This is a genomic window from Vibrio sp. 10N.222.52.B12 (assembly GCF_002875385.1).
GTDB lineage: Bacteria > Pseudomonadota > Gammaproteobacteria > Enterobacterales > Vibrionaceae > Vibrio > Vibrio jasicida.
Window position 1 is genome coordinate 105557 of the sequence record NZ_MDAW01000121.1, and the last position, 15630, is coordinate 121186.

Below are 15630 nucleotides of genomic sequence, written 5' to 3' on the forward strand. Positions count from 1 at the left end.
AGCTTGAAGGCTCATTACGTCCCTAATCTTTGGTCTGAAATTATATGGATCTGGCAATAGCACTTTTGTTGATTTCAGTACTAGACAAAAACCAGTCCAACTTTTGAGACAGACGCACAACTTCACCGACAACGATCAAAGAAGGAGCCTGAGCTTTTTTAGATAATTCAGATAGTTGGGACAAATCTCCCGAGAAAACTTTTTGTTGAATTTGAGTGCCACGTTCAATGATGGCGATAGGTGTTGAGGCCGCCCTACCATGTTTGATTAGCTGATTCTGAATATAGTGTGATTTCATCAAACCCATGTAGATCACTAAAGTTTGATTACCGCGTGCAAGTGTCGACCAATCCATATCGTCACTTTCTTCTTTGAGATGGCCGGTAACAAATAAGGCCGATTGCGCGTAATCACGATGAGTCAATGGAATCCCAGCATAAGCCGTCGCACCCGCAGCAGCTGTAATACCTGGCACAACTTGAAAACGCACGCCCGCATCAGCCAAGACTTCTAACTCTTCGCCACCACGCCCGAACACAAATGGATCGCCACCTTTAATGCGCACCACTTTGTAACCTTGCTTAGCAAAATCCACCAACAGTTGATTGGTCTTCTCTTGCGGCACGCTGTGATGACCTGCACGTTTACCCACGCAAACCAAAATGGTTTCGCTTGGAATTAGCGCCATGATCTCGTCAGAAACCAGATAATCGTAAAGTATGACTTCAGCTTGTTGCAGGCAGTTAAGTGCTTTTAACGTCAATAGTTCAGGGTCACCCGGACCTGCACCTACAAGGGCGACTTCACCAGATTGAAGAGATTGTTTGCTGAAACGCGGAAGATCGGCAGCTTGGTTATCCGAAACCAGCCGAGGCCTATTGATTGGGAAAGTCGTTACTGAATCTTTAACTGCCATGTGCTTGCTCATCATCCATTGATATCGTTATGCAAGGCATTATGGCGGTGGGTTTATATTACCGGAAATTCTAAAATTTCATTTTTTATTCAAAAAACTGCTAAGAAGCTTTTGTTAGGTCTCATTCAAAATGGTGAAAAAGGCATCAATTTTACACATTCCTCCGCATTTAATTGCCTAATGTTCACAGTTTTCTGCATCTTAGCCTGAGCTTGCACTAATATTTGTTACATTACGCTGTACGACCCCTCTATCCCATTTAATTGGAGCACCTCATGAAAATGGCAGTTAATCCCGTATCCGTCGCAGTTTTGAGCGGTATGTTGACGCTTGCAGGCCCAGCAATGGCCGATACCATCAAGCTTCGAATCATCGAAACCACCGATATTCACACCAATGTGATGGATTATGATTACTACAAAGACCAACCTTCACAACAAATTGGTTTAAGCCGCGCTGCAACACTGGTTAAACAAGCTCGTGAAGAAACAGTGAACAGTGTTTTAGTCGACAATGGAGACTTGATTCAAGGTAGCCCAATGGGCGATTACATGGCAGCGAAAGGGATTAAGACTGGCGAAGTTCACCCTGTTTACAAAGCAATGAACCAACTCAACTACGATGTGGGTAATATAGGTAACCATGAATTCAATTACGGTCTCGACTTCCTGAAGAAAACAATTGATGGTGCGAACTTCCCTTATATTAGTGCGAATGTTTTCGACAAAAAGACTGGCGAGCACTACTTCAAGCCTTATCTAATCAAAACGCATACGTTCAAAGATACCGACGGTCAAAGCCATGAAATCAAAGTGGGTTACATTGGCTTCGTACCACCACAAATCATGGTATGGGACAAAAACAACCTAGAAGGCAAAGTCTTTGCAAAAGACATCACAGAGACAGCGAAAAAACTGGTCCCTGAGATGAAAAAAGCAGGCGCGGACGTGATTGTTGCTATACCTCACTCTGGCATTTCCACTGACCCATACAAGTTAGGCGCAGAAAACTCAGTCTACTACTTAACGGAAGTAGAAGGCATTGATGCCATTGCGTTTGGTCACTCTCATGCGGTATTCCCGGGTAGAGACTTTGCCAACCTACAAGGCGTTGACAACGCAAAAGGTACTATCAATGGCGTAACGGCTGTGATGCCGGGTCGCTGGGGTAGCCACGTTGGTGTAATGGACTTGATGCTGAAAGAGAAAGACGGCAAGTGGCAGGTCGTAGAGGGTCAATCAGAAGCTCGTCCTATCTTTGACAAAGCAAACAAGAAGTCTCTGGTTAAAGCGGATAAAGGCATTGTGGATGCATTGGTAGAGGACCACAAAGGCACGCGCGAGTTTGTTAACCAACCAATTGGTAAAGCAAATGACGTGATGTACAGCTTCCTGGCACTTGTGCAAGACGACCCAACGATTCAAATCGTCAACCTAGCGCAGAAAGATTACGTGGAACGCTTTATCCAAGGTGACCCAGATCTTGCTGACATTCCGGTATTGAGTGCAGCGGCACCATTTAAAGTAGGTGGACGCAAAGACGATCCAAACGGTTTCACTGAAGTAGAGTCTGGGCAGCTGACTTTCCGTAACGCCGCAGACCTTTATCTGTACCCGAACACGCTTGTTGCAATGAAGGTTAAAGGTAAAGAAGTACACGAGTGGCTAGAGTGTAGTGCGGGTCAGTTCAACCATATTGATGTGAATAGCACTAAACCTCAGTCTTTGATCAACTGGGATAGTTTCCGTACGTATAACTTCGACGTGATCGATGGTGTTAGTTACCAGATCGACGTGACTCAACCTCCAAAATACGATGCCGATTGTAAAGTGATTAACTCTGACTCACAGCGTATCTTGAACCTGGCTTACAACGGTAAACCGGTTGATCCGAAGCAAGACTTCATCATCGCAACCAACAACTACCGCGCTTACAGTGCAACCTTCCCTGGTACTGGCCTGGACTTCATCGCATTTGATTCTCCAGACGAGAACCGTTCTGTGGTTGCCGCATACATCTCTCGCATTAGTAAAGAGCAAGGGGAAGTAACACCGAGTGCAGACAACAACTGGTCTTTCGCGCCAATTAAATCAAACAACAAACTCGATGTTCGCTTTGAAACGTCACCAAGTGACAAAGCCGCGCAATTCATCAAAGAAAAAGGACAATACCCGATGAAACGTGTAGCAACTGACGAGGTAGGTTTTGCGATTTACCAAATCGACTTAAACCAAAAATAAGTCTTATTTGGCAATGATGTTAAGCGGCTCTTGTGAGCCGCTTTTTTGTTCCGCTAGAATATAGAAAACCGCTTCTGAGTCATCACATGCACAACGACCTTTTTTCTGACCTAATCAATCACGGCTTCCTCGAAAGCGAAGCGAACCAACTTATTGAACACGGTCAGCAACTCGAACTTCCGACACGTCATATTCTTAACCACCAAGGTGAATTCAGCTCTCATATTTACTTTGTTTTAGCGGGGTTATGCCACGCGAGTTACCTGACCGACAAAGGTAAGGAATTCAGTAAAGAGTTCTACTGGGAAAAAGATTGGGTGATTGGTTTTGAGGGACTCATTAAGAGCCAGCCTTCCCCTTATTTATTAGAAACGCTAACGCCTTGTGATTTATTTTGCTTGCCCATAGAGGTACTACATCAATGGCGAGCAGAGAAGCACCCTATTTACCTCAAGCTGCTCGAAGCTCAATTAATGCATAAAGAAAACAAAGAACGCTTTATGTTGCTCTACTCTCCAGAAGAGCGCTACCAATTATTTTGTCAGCACTATCCAGATCTAGAACAGCGCATTACTGATAGTCAAATCGCGGCTTATTTGGGAATTACCGCCATCAGTTTGAGTCGTATTAAATCTCGATTAAAAACACATCACGAAAAGTAAAACTAAAATAATATTGACAGAAAACAATCGAAACAAATAGTCATAGTCTTATTACTAAGCAAAGCTATTACTTTGAAGTATAAGCAAAAATTAAATTTACCACCTAGATATACACCCAAATATACCACACCCTCCTTAACCATATTTTTACCTCACTCGCCGATTTTATACGCGAGTGAACCAATACGAGTAAAGGAAGAGGATTATGTTTGGAAAACTAAAAGCAGCAGCTGGTGATGCCGCCAACAATAAAGCAGCAACATTGATCACTGCACATGTAGAACCCGTTATGGAGGAAATTCAAGGGTTCTCTCCGACCATCATTATGGAAGACGACACGTATCAAAGCCACGTCATTGAACCGACTTTAGTTGCTCTACAGGCCGCATCGTCCGGCGTAACCTCTATGGTGCCTAACTTTGATGAGAAATTTGGGACCTGTATGTTCCACCTTCGTAGTGAACTACTTGAATTATCGGAAGACAAAGTCGAACTCATCGCCGACTTTAAGCAACAGCTACCAACGGCCGTAATGGAAGGATTAAAGCTGTAGCATAGAAGAAGAACGAATAAAAACGGCTACCTAAGTAGCCGCTTTTATTTTAAAAATAACGCTCTACTTCAGAATTCGAGCTCTAAATTGACGACCTTTCATCTTGCCGTTGCTGATGGTTTGCAATGCTTTCTTCGCGGCAGACTTCTCAACAGCCACATAAGAACGCATCGCCATCAATTGAATTTTACCTACTTGCGCACCAGTAATGCCGCCTTGGCCCGTTAAGCAACCGAGAATATCGCCAGCACGAACTTTCTGTTTCTTACCACCATCGATATTAATGGTCACCATTTTCGCCTGATATGGTTGCTGGTTTGACTTTGCAGGCAGTGTCGCTGGCATCACATCCATATCCAAGTATTCTTCGATACGAGCAACGCGTAAGCCATCTTTCTCACCAAAGAAGCTAAATGCTAAGCCTTTACTACCCGCTCGACCTGTACGCCCGATGCGGTGCACGTGAACCTCAGGATCACGAGACAATTCAAAGTTAAATACCGCATCAAGGTTATCTACATCAAGACCACGAGCGGCAACATCGGTTGCGACCAGGATAGAAACACTCTTGTTCGCAAACTGAACCAATGCTTGGTCACGCTCACGCTGTTCAAGGTCACCATGAAGGTCAATTACACTGAACCCTTTATGATGCAACTCATCGGTCACGTTCTGCACTTCTTTTTTTGTGTTACAGAACACAACAGCTGATTCCGGTTGGTGAGTCAGTAACAGGTTAGCCAGCGCTTCATCGCGAGCTTCCGAGCCTTCTACCTTGTAAAAGTATTGCGCGATACTTGATGTATCGTGTGTCGCTTCCACTTTAATCATTTCTGGCGATTGCATGATACGTTGAGCAATCTGCTCAATTTTTTCTGGGAATGTCGCACTAAACAATAAAGTTTGGCGCTGTTTAGGCGCTGCATCAATGATCGCATCCAACGCATCTTGGAACCCCATATCGAGCATGCGATCTGCTTCATCCAACACGAGCGTATTTAACTCTTCAAGGTTAATGCGGCCTTTATCTAGATGATCAAGGATACGTCCAGGTGTACCTACTAAGATGTGTGCACCATGCTCTAGAGAACCAATTTGAGGCCCCATTGGCATACCGCCACACAAGGTCAAAACTTTAATGTTGTGAATACCGCGACCTAGTGTACGGATCTCTTTCGCCACCTGATCAGCCAACTCACGGGTTGGGCATAGCACCAACGACTGCACGCGAAAACGCTTTACGTTGAGGTTTGATAATACGCCGAGACCAAATGCCGCTGTTTTACCTGAGCCTGTTTTACCCTGACCAATCACATCGCGCTGATTCAAAATCGCAGGTAAGCTCAACGCTTGAATTGGCGTCATATGGGTGTAGTTCAATGATTCAAGCGTCTCTAGTAGCGCTGGATTAAGCCCGACTTGGTCAAAAGTTTGTTTGCTCACAGGGAAATATCCTCAGGTGGGATGGAAAAGAGGGCACATTATCGCCAGATTTGTCACGAAGACCAGTTAAAATTAACCATTGTTAATGAGTAATAGCAGAAAACGACGTAAAGTCAGCTGCATTCGCTTATTAATGGATACTGGAAATGATCAACTGGACAGCCCTCCCTTTTACTCAACTGACCACGACTCAACTGTATGAAATGCTGCGTTTGCGTGTGGATGTCTTTGTCGTAGAACAAACTTGTCCCTACCCAGAGCTCGATGGCAAAGATACGCTTGATGGTGTCTATCACTTGTTGGGTTATAACGGAGATGAACTCGTCGCTTGTGCTCGTTTATTACCTGCAGGCACCACTTACGACAATGTGAGTATTGGTCGTGTGGTGACGAAACAAAATGCACGAGGCGGAGGTCTGGGACATGAACTACTTGAGCAAGCCTTACAACGGTGCCAACTGCTTTGGGCAGGTCAAACGATAGATATCGGCGCACAAGAACACCTGGTGGCTTTCTATGCGACTCATGGCTTTGAAGTTATTTCTGAAAGCTACCTTGAGGATGGTATCCCTCATGTGGATATGCGCCGAGTAAACTAAATGTCACCTCATCATTTGGCGCTATTCTTACTGGTTATCGGTAACTTGGCAGCATCACTTTCCGATGTTGCCGTTAAACTGATCGAAGGCGGAATTTCCCCCTTCCAATACATGTTTGTGCGCCAATTGGCTTCACTGTTGATCCTCTTACCTTTTTACCTCAAACAAAACCCAAGTAAACGCAGCCTCAAGCAAGTTCCTATTACTTTGTTGCGAGCGCACCTAATATTGATTGGTAGCGGGTGCATGATGGTAGCAGTCACTTACCTACCACTCGCAACCGCCAACGCCGTCTTTTACGCCGCACCAATTCTAATGTTGCCACTGTCAGTACTGTTTCTCAAAGAACATCCACCATTAAGAAAAGTATTACTGACTGGTTTTGGTTTCTTTGGTGTCTTAGTGGTACTCCGGCCAAATCACTTCCATTGGGCTGCGTTGTTTGCACTCGGTACAGCAACCACGCTGGCGATGTTCAATATATTGGTAAGAAAACTGCCTAGCGAACAATCTGTCGTCACGACGCTTTGGTGGACAACCTTATTCTCCCTGCCTGTGTCGACGCTATTAGCTGGGGTTTATTGGCAACCTATGACTTGGCAGGAACTAACGCTGGTAATCGCGAGTGCGATCTGTATTTTGAGCTATAACGGTCTGGCAGTATTGGCATATCAAAAAGCCCCCGCCGGAGAGATTGCCTTGGCGGAATACTCAGGGCTCGTATTCGTGACACTCTTTGGAATATGGTGGTTTGATGAGATTCCAGACTGGCTCACTGCAGTGGGAATTTTGATGATCGTGTTGCCTCTTCTTCCTTGGAATAAGAAAAAGAAACTAACCTCTTAACAGGAACAAGACAAAAGGATAGTAAATGGCAGAGAACAAGCAACGAGTAGTTAGAAACAAAAAAGGCGCGAATCATCGCGCCTTCTAGGAGTTCTTCTTTAACGTTACTTATTGCGACCGAATGTGCCATCAGATAAACGGAAAAACATCACCGACTCACCACTTTTTTCTAGTTGCAGCATGTCTAGCTTACCATCATCGGCGAGCTTAAAGCGGACTAATTGTCCTTGCTTGATTCGACTTAGCGGCTTGTCGCTGCCTTCAATTTTCACCAAGGCATTCAAATCGCCCATCGAAAGCTGATTACTACGGAACACTTGAGCAAGAGTATCACCATTTTTCACCGTATATTCTTTCCACTGTTCCGATTTTTTCTCTGCGTTTTGTGCAGAGCGTTGCTCACTCAAGCTTTGCGCGTTAAGTTGAATCGCCACACGTTGAGTCTCTTTCTCAGCTTGGGGCTCGATCAGCTGCTCAGTATCTTTAGGTACTGGAATAATCAGAAGTACCAGCACCACAGGTACCAATACCATTAAAGCTCGCTGATGTAGCTTTGGAAGACGATGCCAAAATTCGGTGACAGGTTGCATTCGCTCTTGCCACTTTTCTTTATTGAAAGGCTGCTTCCAGTCGATAGCAGCGAATTTCTGCTTCATCAACTCGACTTGGTCGACTTGCTGCTTTTTCTTTCTGCGACGATTCATTCTGATGAGTCCCTTAATACTTCTAGTGTCAGTATAAAAATACCAGCGCGGAGAGTATATGTTTTTCGCCAAAGTAAAATGTAATTTGGCGTAAATTAGCAGAAATTTCACTTGGAGTAAGAGATAAGTCACACCCTAAACCTCACATCGACACATTGATGCGCAATCATTTAAACCTAAGCGCGAAACTGCTATCCTGTTACCTTTATCACTCCTAATAAGAGCGACATTCATGTCTGAAATTAAATTTGAAACTGCAGAGCAGAAAGCAAGTTACGGTATTGGTCTGCAAATGGGTCAGCAACTTGCTGGTTCTGGTCTAGAAGGTCTAAGCGTTGACGCTATCGCAGCAGGTATCGCTACAGCACTAACTGGCGACATGCCATCAATCGAAATTGACGAAATCAACAACGCACTGCAAGAGCTTCACACTCGCGCAGAAGCCGTTCGCCAAGAAGCAGCAAAAGCAGCAGCAGCTGACGGCGAAGCTTTCCTAAAAGACAACGCTCTACGTCCGGAAGTAAACGTTCTTGAATCAGGTCTTCAGTACGAAATCATCACTGAAGGTACTGGTGAAATCCCAACAGCTGCAGCTCAAGTTCGCGTTCACTACCACGGTGAGTTAACTGACGGTACTGTATTCGACAGCTCTGTTTCTCGTGGCCAACCAGCTGAGTTCCCAGTAACTGGCGTAATCAAAGGCTGGGTTGAAGCACTTCAACTAATGCCTGTTGGTTCTAAGTGGAAATTATACATCCCACAAGACCTTGCATATGGTGAGCGTGGCGCAGGTGCTGCAATCCCTCCATTTGCAGCTCTAGTATTCGAAGTAGAACTACTAGACATCCTATAATTGAGACCTCTCTCAATAACAAATTCGAAGCGGCGCTCACTAGCGCCGCTTTTTTTGTCTAGAATAAACAGACTTGAGCTCAACGATCTTGAGTAGTCTCCCAAGTGACCTCTAAATGCTTGGGCTAAGAAACAACAATAATAATCGCAAGCCACACGGAGGTATTATGCGTAAAACTTTTCTCACCTTAACCTTGCTCTCAATGAGCATTGGTACTGCCCACGCTTTTCTCGATGCCGTTACCGATAAAGATACCCAAAGTGGTTTGATGGATATGGTCAGTGAGGGAATGGGTGCGGAATCTTCACCGCTGACGGATTTATTGACGAGCCAACTTCCCGTCTCGACTGAACAAGCTGCTGGCGGCACAGGTGCACTGTTAGCTCTAGCGCAAGGCCAATTATCGGATCAGAATAGCAGCGAGCTTCAATCGCTCATTCCGGGAATGGAAAATTTACAAGGGGCTCAAAGTCTACTTGGGAGCATTGAAAACTTAGGCGCTGTCCAAAGCACTTTCGACAAACTAGGCTTAGACCCATCGATGATCAGCCAGTTTGCTCCAGTCATTTTAGGATACTTAGGCGACCAAGGTGCAAGTGAAGGGTTGCTAAATTCCCTTAGTGGGCTTTGGGGAGCGGAAAGCTAAAAACGTAAAATCAGGAACTTAAAACCAGCAGTAGTGATTTTAAATGTGAGATAAGGGAGTGAGTCCACTAAAGGTAAAGAGAAAATTTCGATACTCGATTATCTCTAGGAAACAAATTTCAGACACAAAAAAGCCGAGCTATTGCTCGGCTTTTTTTGTTCTTACGAACTGAGATTACTCAGCAGCTTCTTCAGCAGCTGGGCGATCTACAAGCTCAATGTAAGCCATTGGAGCTTTATCACCAGCACGGAAGCCAGCTTTTAGGATACGAGTGTAACCGCCCTGACGAGCAGCAAAACGTGGACCTAGTTCGTTAAACAGTTTTGCAACTACTTCGTTATCACGAGTACGTGCAAATGCTAGACGACGGTTAGCAACACTGTCAGTCTTAGCTAGTGTAATCAAAGGCTCAACTACGCGACGTAGCTCTTTTGCTTTTGGCAAAGTAGTCTTGATAACTTCATGACGTACTAGAGAGCTAGCCATGTTGCTAAACATCGCTTTACGATGTGAGCTGTTGCGGTTGAGTTGACGACCACTCTTACGATGGCGCATGACCTAATCCTTCTAACTAGTATCGATTAATCTTCAGCGATTGATGCAGGTGGCCAGTTTTCTAGGCGCATGCCCAGAGACAGACCACGTGACGCAAGTACGTCTTTAATCTCAGTAAGAGATTTTTTACCAAGGTTAGGCGTTTTAAGTAGCTCAACCTCAGTACGTTGTACTAGATCACCGATGTAGTGAATCGCTTCTGCTTTCAGACAGTTAGCAGAGCGAACTGTTAGTTCAAGATCGTCTACAGGACGCAGTAGGATCGGATCGAATTCTGGCTTCTCTTCCTTCTCCTCAGGTACACGTACATCACGAAGATCTACGAACGCATCCAGTTGTTCAGCTAGGATAGTAGCTGCACGACGGATTGCTTCCTCAGGTTCTAGAGTACCGTTTGTTTCCATATCGATAACTAGCTTGTCTAAATCAGTGCGCTGTTCTACACGAGCTGCTTCTACAGCGTAGGCAATTTTGTCTACAGGACTGTAAGTAGCATCTACTAGTAGGCGACCGATTGGACGCTCGTCTTCTTCGTTATGGATACGCGCAGAAGCTGGAACATAACCACGACCACGTTCTACTTTAATACGCATTGCGATTTCAGCATTGTCATCCGTTAGGTGACAAATAACGTGTTCAGGGTTAGCGATCTCTACATCACCATCATGGGTGATGTCACCTGCAACCACAGGGCCCGAGCCTGATTTGTTCAAAGTAATGAACACTTCATCTTTGCCTTCGGCAACGCGTACAGCCAAACCTTTAAGGTTTAGAAGGATTTCAAGAATATCTTCTTGTACGCCTTCTTTAGTGCTGTACTCATGAAGTACGCCTTCGATTTCTACTTCTGTCACAGCACAACCTGGCATAGAAGATAGAAGAATACGGCGAAGTGCATTACCCAGAGTATGACCAAAGCCACGCTCTAATGGCTCAAGAGTTACTTTTGCGTGAGTCGAGCTGATTTGTTCGATGTCAACTAGACGTGGCTTAAGAAATTCTGTTACAGAACCCTGCATTGTGTCCTCTCTTTAGTTTAAACCTTACTTAGAGTAAAGCTCGACGATCAATTGTTCGTTGATGTCAGCTGATAGATCAGAACGCTCAGGCATACGCTTGAATGTACCTTCCATCTTGCCACCATCTACTTCAATCCAAGTTGGTTTTTCACGTTGTTCAGCAACTTCTAGAGCCGCTTTAATACGAGCTTGCTGTTTAGCTTTCTCGCGAATAGAAACAACGTCATTAGCCGCTACTTTGAAAGAAGGAACGTTTACAACTTTACCGTTAACTAGGATAGCTTTGTGGCTAACTAGCTGACGTGCTTCTGCGCGAGTTGCGCCAAAGCCCATGCGGTAAACTACGTTATCAAGACGACCTTCAAGAAGCTGAAGCAGGTTCTCACCTGTGTTGCCTTTAAGGCGTGCAGCTTCTTTGTAGTAGTTACGGAATTGTTTTTCTAGAACGCCGTACATACGACGAACTTTTTGCTTCTCACGAAGCTGAACGCCATACTCAGATAGACGACCGCGACGAGCGCCGTGTACACCTGGTGCGTTATCAATTTTACACTTGGTATCGATCGCGCGAACACCAGACTTAAGGAATAAGTCAGTGCCTTCACGACGGCTAAGCTTCAGCTTAGGACCCAAATATCTTGCCATGATCTTTCTCCAGTAATCTAAAAAACGTTATACACGACGTTTCTTAGGTGGACGACAACCGTTATGAGGGATTGGTGTAGCATCAACGATGTTTGTGATGCGGAAACCAGCAGCGTTCAGAGCGCGAACAGTAGATTCACGACCTGGACCAGGACCCTTAACCATAACTTCCAAGTTCTTTAGACCGTATTCTTTAGCCATTTCAGCACAACGCTCAGCAGCAACCTGTGCAGCGAACGGAGTAGACTTACGAGAACCGCGGAAACCAGAACCACCTGCAGTAGCCCAAGCTAGAGCGTTACCTTGACGGTCAGTAATGGTTACGATTGTGTTATTGAAAGAAGCATGGATGTGCGCAACGCCATCTGCAACTTGCTTGCGTACGCGCTTACGAGCGCGAGTTGGTTGTTTAGCCATTGTACTCTACCTTCCCGATTATTTCTTGATCGGCTTACGCGGACCCTTACGGGTGCGAGCGTTGGTTTTAGTACGCTGTCCACGTAGTGGTAGACTGCGACGATGACGAAGACCACGGTAACAGCCAAGGTCCATAAGACGCTTGATGTTCATAGATACTTCACGACGTAGATCACCTTCTACAGTGTACTTAGCTACACCATCACGCAGTTGATCGATCTGATCTTCAGTTAGTTCACTGATCTTAACATCTTCAGCAATACCCACTTCAGCTAGGATAGCTTGAGAGCGAGTTTTACCGATGCCGTAGATCGCTGTTAGAGCGATTACAGCGTGTTTCTGATCAGGAATGTTAATGCCTGCTATACGGGCCATTATTCACTCCTAAGTGGTTCTATAAAAGAATTAGCCGCAGCAAAGCCCGTTATGGATACGCTGCGGGATACTACTTCTTTTGCACGCAAAAGGTAGGCCGAGGAATATACTCGACCTAACCTTCGTTTTCAAGTAAAAATTTCTGCTAATTAGCCTTGGCGCTGTTTGTGCTTTGGCTCACTGCAAATCACGCGAACGACACCGTTACGCTTGATTACTTTACAGTTACGGCAGATTTTTTTAACGGAAGCACGAACTTTCATTGCTAAACTCCGTAATTGAAACTGAGTCTACCGTCGCTATTAACGACCGTAGCCTTTCAGATTCGCTTTCTTCAACACAGAATCATACTGTTGAGACATCAGATGAGTCTGTACCTGTGCCATAAAGTCCATGATAACAACAACTACGATAAGTAGTGATGTACCGCCGAAGTAGAAACGTACGTTCCACGCGACCATCATGAACTCGGGAATCAGACAGATAAAGGTAATGTACAGTGCGCCCGCTAGGGTTAAACGTGTCATTACTTTATCGATGTACTTCGCTGTCTGCTCACCTGGGCGGATACCGGGTACGAATGCACCGGACTTCTTCAAGTTATCCGCTGTTTCACGCGGGTTGAAAACCAACGCCGTGTAAAAGAAACAGAAGAAGATAATCGCTGCTGCATAAAGCATTACATACAGAGGTTGACCTGGGCTAAGAGCCAAAGACACGTCAGTTAACCAACCGAACGCGCTGCTCTCACCGTTCTGACCAAACCACTGAGCCAGTGTTCCTGGGAACAGGATAATGCTTGATGCGAAAATCGCTGGAATAACACCTGCCATATTAATTTTAAGTGGCAGATGCGAGCTCTGTGCAGCAAATACTTTACGACCTTGTTGACGCTTAGCGTAGTTAACGACGATTCGGCGTTGACCACGTTCCATGAAAACAACGAAGTAAATTACTGCGAAAGCTAATACCGCGATTAACAGTAGAAGAAGTACATGCAATTCACCTTGACGCGCTTGCTCGATTGTTTGACCGATTGCAGAAGGCAATCCAGCAACAATACCTGCAAAAATCAGAATGGAAATACCATTACCGATTCCTCGCTCTGTAATTTGTTCACCTAACCACATTAGGAACATGGTACCGGTTACTAAACTTACGGTAGCAATTAGCGTAAACATGGTTTGGTTCATTACAACCAGATTGTCGACCATGTTTGGTAAGCCAGTTGCAATACCAATAGCTTGGAATGTTGCAAGTACAAGCGTGCCGTAGCGTGTATATTGGCTGATCTTACGACGGCCTGCTTCACCCTCTTTCTTGAGTTCCGCTAACGCTGGATGAACTACAGTTAGCAATTGGACAACAATAGATGCCGAAATATACGGCATGATGCCCAATGCTAATATAGATGCACGCTCAAGTGCACCACCGGAGAACATGTTAAACATTTCTACGATGGTACCTTTTTGCTGTTCGAACAAATCGGCAAGTACAGCAGCGTCAATACCAGGAATCGGCACAAATGAGCCGGCTCGGAATACTAAAAGTGCACCAATTACGAATAACAAGCGCGACTTTAGTTCACTTAAGCCGCTCTGAGCACTACGAAAATCTTGTCCTGGTTTCTTAGCCATCTGTACCTCGTTCCTCGAGATTATTCCTCGATTTTACCGCCTGCAGCTTCGATTGCAGCTTTAGCGCCTTTAGTCACGCGTAGACCTTTAACAGTCACAGCTTTGCTTAGGTCACCAGAAAGAACGATCTTAACGAATTCGATGTTCTTAGTGATAACGTTAGCAGCTTTTAGGCTGTTAAGATCAACTACGTCACCTGTTACTTTCGCTAGCTCAGCTAGACGAACTTCAGCAGACACTAGGCTCTTGCGAGAAGTGAAACCGAATTTAGGTAGACGTTGTTTTAGAGGCATTTGACCGCCTTCAAAACCTGGACGAACAGAGCCGCCAGAACGTGACTTTTGACCTTTGTGACCACGGCCACCAGTTTTACCTAGGCCAGAACCGATACCACGACCTACACGCTTCGGAGAAGTTTTCGAGCCAGCAGCCGGTGATAGAGTATTCAAACGCATTTCTGATTACTCCTCAACTTTAACCATGTAGTAAACCTTGTTGATCATACCGCGCACGCACGGAGTATCTTCAAGTTCTACTGTGTGGTTGATTTTACGAAGGCCTAGACCGCGCAAAGTAGCTTTGTGCTTTGGCAGGCGACCAATTGAGCTTTTAGTTTGAGTTACTTTAATAGTTGCCATGGTGTTCTTACTCCGAAATAGCTTCAACAGTTAGACCACGTTTAGCAGCAACCATTTCTGGCGACTTCATGCTACCTAGTGCATCGATCGTTGCACGAACGATGTTGATAGGGTTCGTAGAACCGTATGCTTTAGATAGTACGTTGTGTACACCAGCAACTTCTAGTACTGCACGCATCGCACCACCTGCGATAACACCAGTACCTTCAGCAGCAGGCTGCATGTAAACTTTAGAGCCCGAATGGCGACCTTTCACTGGGTGGTGAAGAGTGCCTTCGTTTAGCGCGATAGTAGTCATGTTACGACGCGCTTTTTCCATTGCTTTTTGAATCGCTGCAGGTACTTCACGAGCTTTGCCGTAACCGAAACCTACACGACCGTTACCGTCACCAACTACTGTTAGTGCAGTGAAGCTCATGATTCGACCGCCTTTAACCGTTTTAGAAACACGGTTAACTGCGATTAATTTTTCTTGCAAATCATTCGCTTGAACTTGTTGTTCTTTAGCCATCTTCCAACCCTACCTTAGAATTTCAGACCAGCTTCGCGAGCAGATTCTGCTAGCGCCGCTACTCGACCGTGGTATTGGAAACCAGAACGATCAAATGCAACTGCAGTTACGCCTTTTTCAAGAGCGCGCTCAGCAACAGCTTTACCTACTGCTTTAGCTGCATCAACGTTACCAGTGTATTTCACTTGCTCACGGATCGCTTTTTCTACAGTAGAAGCTGCTGCGATAACCTCAGAGCCATTAGCCGCGATAACCTGTGCGTACACGTGACGAGGAGTACGGTGTACAACTAGGCGAGTCGCACCCAGTTCTGCAATCTTACGACGTGCGCGTGTAGCACGACGGATGCGAGATGCTTTCTTATCCATAGT

Annotated in this window: 21 protein-coding genes; 7 read left to right on the forward strand and 14 right to left on the reverse strand. The window is 45.3% G+C overall.

Annotation, left to right across the window (positions count from 1 at the left end; genetic code table 11):
* Positions 1 to 40: 40 nt before the first annotated feature.
* Positions 41 to 916, reverse strand: coding sequence for a uroporphyrinogen-III C-methyltransferase (gene cobA / locus BCT11_RS14535; protein ID WP_045422181.1), 876 nt, complete (start codon positions 914 to 916; stop codon positions 41 to 43).
* A 275-nt stretch (positions 917 to 1191) separates the two neighbouring features.
* Here cobA and cpdB point away from each other — a divergent pair, with 275 nt between their 5' ends.
* The 3 genes from cpdB (at position 1192) to BCT11_RS14550 (ending at position 4371) form a co-directional block, all read left to right on the forward strand.
* On the forward strand, positions 1192 to 3156 hold the full coding sequence (cpdB, locus tag BCT11_RS14540; RefSeq protein WP_198593951.1) for a 2',3'-cyclic-nucleotide 2'-phosphodiesterase: 1965 nt from the start codon (positions 1192 to 1194) through the stop codon (positions 3154 to 3156).
* Positions 3157 to 3242: 86 nt separating this feature from the next.
* Positions 3243 to 3818: a Crp/Fnr family transcriptional regulator gene (locus tag BCT11_RS14545; protein WP_039974664.1), complete on the forward strand. Its 576-nt coding sequence runs from the start codon at positions 3243 to 3245 to the stop codon at positions 3816 to 3818.
* 205 nt (positions 3819 to 4023) lie between these two features.
* Complete coding sequence (locus BCT11_RS14550) at positions 4024 to 4371, forward strand: hypothetical protein (RefSeq protein WP_042599794.1); 348 nt, start codon at positions 4024 to 4026, stop codon at positions 4369 to 4371.
* A gap of 63 nt (positions 4372 to 4434) precedes the next feature.
* On the opposite strand, the gene dbpA is transcribed toward BCT11_RS14550, so the two are convergent.
* Entirely contained in the window at positions 4435 to 5814 is a 1380-nt protein-coding gene (gene dbpA / locus BCT11_RS14555; protein WP_102388583.1) for an ATP-dependent RNA helicase DbpA, read from the reverse strand.
* Positions 5815 to 5960: 146 nt separating this feature from the next.
* Between dbpA and BCT11_RS14560 the strand changes: the two genes are divergently transcribed.
* A complete protein-coding gene (locus tag BCT11_RS14560) occupies positions 5961 to 6413 on the forward strand; it encodes a GNAT family N-acetyltransferase (protein WP_102388584.1) in 453 nt (150 codons plus the stop codon).
* On the forward strand, positions 6414 to 7259 hold the full coding sequence (locus BCT11_RS14565; protein WP_102388585.1) for a DMT family transporter: 846 nt from the start codon (positions 6414 to 6416) through the stop codon (positions 7257 to 7259).
* A gap of 104 nt (positions 7260 to 7363) precedes the next feature.
* Here the strand turns inward: BCT11_RS14565 and BCT11_RS14570 are convergent, their stop codons facing one another.
* Positions 7364 to 7963, reverse strand: a complete 600-nt coding sequence (locus tag BCT11_RS14570; protein ID WP_102388586.1) for a LysM-like peptidoglycan-binding domain-containing protein — start codon at positions 7961 to 7963, stop codon at positions 7364 to 7366.
* A gap of 232 nt (positions 7964 to 8195) precedes the next feature.
* Here BCT11_RS14570 and BCT11_RS14575 point away from each other — a divergent pair, with 232 nt between their 5' ends.
* Complete coding sequence (locus BCT11_RS14575; protein WP_039974661.1) at positions 8196 to 8816, forward strand: FKBP-type peptidyl-prolyl cis-trans isomerase; 621 nt, start codon at positions 8196 to 8198, stop codon at positions 8814 to 8816.
* Positions 8817 to 8982: 166 nt separating this feature from the next.
* Entirely contained in the window at positions 8983 to 9462 is a 480-nt protein-coding gene (locus BCT11_RS14580; RefSeq protein WP_102388587.1) for a DUF2780 domain-containing protein, read from the forward strand.
* A 174-nt stretch (positions 9463 to 9636) separates the two neighbouring features.
* Here BCT11_RS14580 and rplQ read toward each other — a convergent pair whose 3' ends face one another.
* The 11 genes from rplQ to rplR all read right to left on the reverse strand — a co-directional run bounded on the left by rplQ (position 9637) and on the right by rplR (position 15627).
* Positions 9637 to 10017 (reverse strand): 50S ribosomal protein L17, encoded by a 381-nt coding sequence (gene rplQ / locus BCT11_RS14585; RefSeq protein WP_005383141.1) that lies wholly within the window; start codon positions 10015 to 10017, stop codon positions 9637 to 9639.
* Between the two features lie 26 nt (positions 10018 to 10043).
* Complete coding sequence (gene rpoA / locus BCT11_RS14590) at positions 10044 to 11036, reverse strand: DNA-directed RNA polymerase subunit alpha (protein ID WP_005383143.1); 993 nt, start codon at positions 11034 to 11036, stop codon at positions 10044 to 10046.
* Between the two features lie 24 nt (positions 11037 to 11060).
* Complete coding sequence (gene rpsD, locus BCT11_RS14595) at positions 11061 to 11681, reverse strand: 30S ribosomal protein S4 (protein WP_005383146.1); 621 nt, start codon at positions 11679 to 11681, stop codon at positions 11061 to 11063.
* 27 nt (positions 11682 to 11708) lie between these two features.
* Positions 11709 to 12098: a 30S ribosomal protein S11 gene (rpsK, locus tag BCT11_RS14600; protein ID WP_001118870.1), complete on the reverse strand. Its 390-nt coding sequence runs from the start codon at positions 12096 to 12098 to the stop codon at positions 11709 to 11711.
* A gap of 18 nt (positions 12099 to 12116) precedes the next feature.
* Positions 12117 to 12473 carry a 30S ribosomal protein S13 gene (gene rpsM / locus BCT11_RS14605; RefSeq protein WP_038864904.1) on the reverse strand — a complete coding sequence of 119 codons (357 nt, stop codon included), beginning with the start codon at positions 12471 to 12473 and terminating at the stop codon, positions 12117 to 12119.
* 149 nt (positions 12474 to 12622) lie between these two features.
* Positions 12623 to 12736: a 50S ribosomal protein L36 gene (gene rpmJ, locus BCT11_RS14610; protein WP_000868186.1), complete on the reverse strand. Its 114-nt coding sequence runs from the start codon at positions 12734 to 12736 to the stop codon at positions 12623 to 12625.
* A 39-nt stretch (positions 12737 to 12775) separates the two neighbouring features.
* Positions 12776 to 14110: a preprotein translocase subunit SecY gene (secY, locus tag BCT11_RS14615; RefSeq protein WP_005435093.1), complete on the reverse strand. Its 1335-nt coding sequence runs from the start codon at positions 14108 to 14110 to the stop codon at positions 12776 to 12778.
* Positions 14111 to 14130: 20 nt separating this feature from the next.
* A complete protein-coding gene (gene rplO / locus BCT11_RS14620; RefSeq protein ID WP_038864902.1) occupies positions 14131 to 14565 on the reverse strand; it encodes a 50S ribosomal protein L15 in 435 nt (144 codons plus the stop codon).
* A gap of 6 nt (positions 14566 to 14571) precedes the next feature.
* Positions 14572 to 14748 carry a 50S ribosomal protein L30 gene (gene rpmD, locus BCT11_RS14625; RefSeq protein ID WP_000201159.1) on the reverse strand — a complete coding sequence of 59 codons (177 nt, stop codon included), beginning with the start codon at positions 14746 to 14748 and terminating at the stop codon, positions 14572 to 14574.
* A 7-nt stretch (positions 14749 to 14755) separates the two neighbouring features.
* Complete coding sequence (gene rpsE, locus BCT11_RS14630) at positions 14756 to 15259, reverse strand: 30S ribosomal protein S5 (RefSeq protein ID WP_005435090.1); 504 nt, start codon at positions 15257 to 15259, stop codon at positions 14756 to 14758.
* A gap of 14 nt (positions 15260 to 15273) precedes the next feature.
* A complete protein-coding gene (gene rplR, locus BCT11_RS14635; protein ID WP_005435088.1) occupies positions 15274 to 15627 on the reverse strand; it encodes a 50S ribosomal protein L18 in 354 nt (117 codons plus the stop codon).
* Between the last annotated feature and the right edge of the window lie 3 nt (positions 15628 to 15630).

What these genes read in the sequence shown, in the direction of transcription:
- cobA (WP_045422181.1), bottom strand. Translation starts at nt 916, where the DNA reads ATGGCAGTTAAAGATTCAGTAACGACTTTCCCAATCAATAGGCCTCGG.
- cpdB (WP_198593951.1), top strand. Translation starts at nt 1,192, where the DNA reads ATGAAAATGGCAGTTAATCCCGTATCCGTCGCAGTTTTGAGCGGTATG.
- BCT11_RS14545 (WP_039974664.1), top strand. Translation starts at nt 3,243, where the DNA reads ATGCACAACGACCTTTTTTCTGACCTAATCAATCACGGCTTCCTCGAA.
- BCT11_RS14550 (WP_042599794.1), top strand. Translation starts at nt 4,024, where the DNA reads ATGTTTGGAAAACTAAAAGCAGCAGCTGGTGATGCCGCCAACAATAAA.
- BCT11_RS14560 (WP_102388584.1), top strand. Translation starts at nt 5,961, where the DNA reads ATGATCAACTGGACAGCCCTCCCTTTTACTCAACTGACCACGACTCAA.
- BCT11_RS14565 (WP_102388585.1), top strand. Translation starts at nt 6,414, where the DNA reads ATGTCACCTCATCATTTGGCGCTATTCTTACTGGTTATCGGTAACTTG.
- BCT11_RS14570 (WP_102388586.1), bottom strand. Translation starts at nt 7,963, where the DNA reads ATGAATCGTCGCAGAAAGAAAAAGCAGCAAGTCGACCAAGTCGAGTTG.
- BCT11_RS14575 (WP_039974661.1), top strand. Translation starts at nt 8,196, where the DNA reads ATGTCTGAAATTAAATTTGAAACTGCAGAGCAGAAAGCAAGTTACGGT.
- BCT11_RS14580 (WP_102388587.1), top strand. Translation starts at nt 8,983, where the DNA reads ATGCGTAAAACTTTTCTCACCTTAACCTTGCTCTCAATGAGCATTGGT.
- rplQ (WP_005383141.1), bottom strand. Translation starts at nt 10,017, where the DNA reads ATGCGCCATCGTAAGAGTGGTCGTCAACTCAACCGCAACAGCTCACAT.
- rpoA (WP_005383143.1), bottom strand. Translation starts at nt 11,036, where the DNA reads ATGCAGGGTTCTGTAACAGAATTTCTTAAGCCACGTCTAGTTGACATC.
- rpsD (WP_005383146.1), bottom strand. Translation starts at nt 11,681, where the DNA reads ATGGCAAGATATTTGGGTCCTAAGCTGAAGCTTAGCCGTCGTGAAGGC.
- rpsK (WP_001118870.1), bottom strand. Translation starts at nt 12,098, where the DNA reads ATGGCTAAACAACCAACTCGCGCTCGTAAGCGCGTACGCAAGCAAGTT.
- rpsM (WP_038864904.1), bottom strand. Translation starts at nt 12,473, where the DNA reads ATGGCCCGTATAGCAGGCATTAACATTCCTGATCAGAAACACGCTGTA.
- rpmJ (WP_000868186.1), bottom strand. Translation starts at nt 12,736, where the DNA reads ATGAAAGTTCGTGCTTCCGTTAAAAAAATCTGCCGTAACTGTAAAGTA.
- secY (WP_005435093.1), bottom strand. Translation starts at nt 14,110, where the DNA reads ATGGCTAAGAAACCAGGACAAGATTTTCGTAGTGCTCAGAGCGGCTTA.
- rplO (WP_038864902.1), bottom strand. Translation starts at nt 14,565, where the DNA reads ATGCGTTTGAATACTCTATCACCGGCTGCTGGCTCGAAAACTTCTCCG.
- rpmD (WP_000201159.1), bottom strand. Translation starts at nt 14,748, where the DNA reads ATGGCAACTATTAAAGTAACTCAAACTAAAAGCTCAATTGGTCGCCTG.
- rpsE (WP_005435090.1), bottom strand. Translation starts at nt 15,259, where the DNA reads ATGGCTAAAGAACAACAAGTTCAAGCGAATGATTTGCAAGAAAAATTA.
- rplR (WP_005435088.1), bottom strand. Translation starts at nt 15,627, where the DNA reads ATGGATAAGAAAGCATCTCGCATCCGTCGTGCTACACGCGCACGTCGT.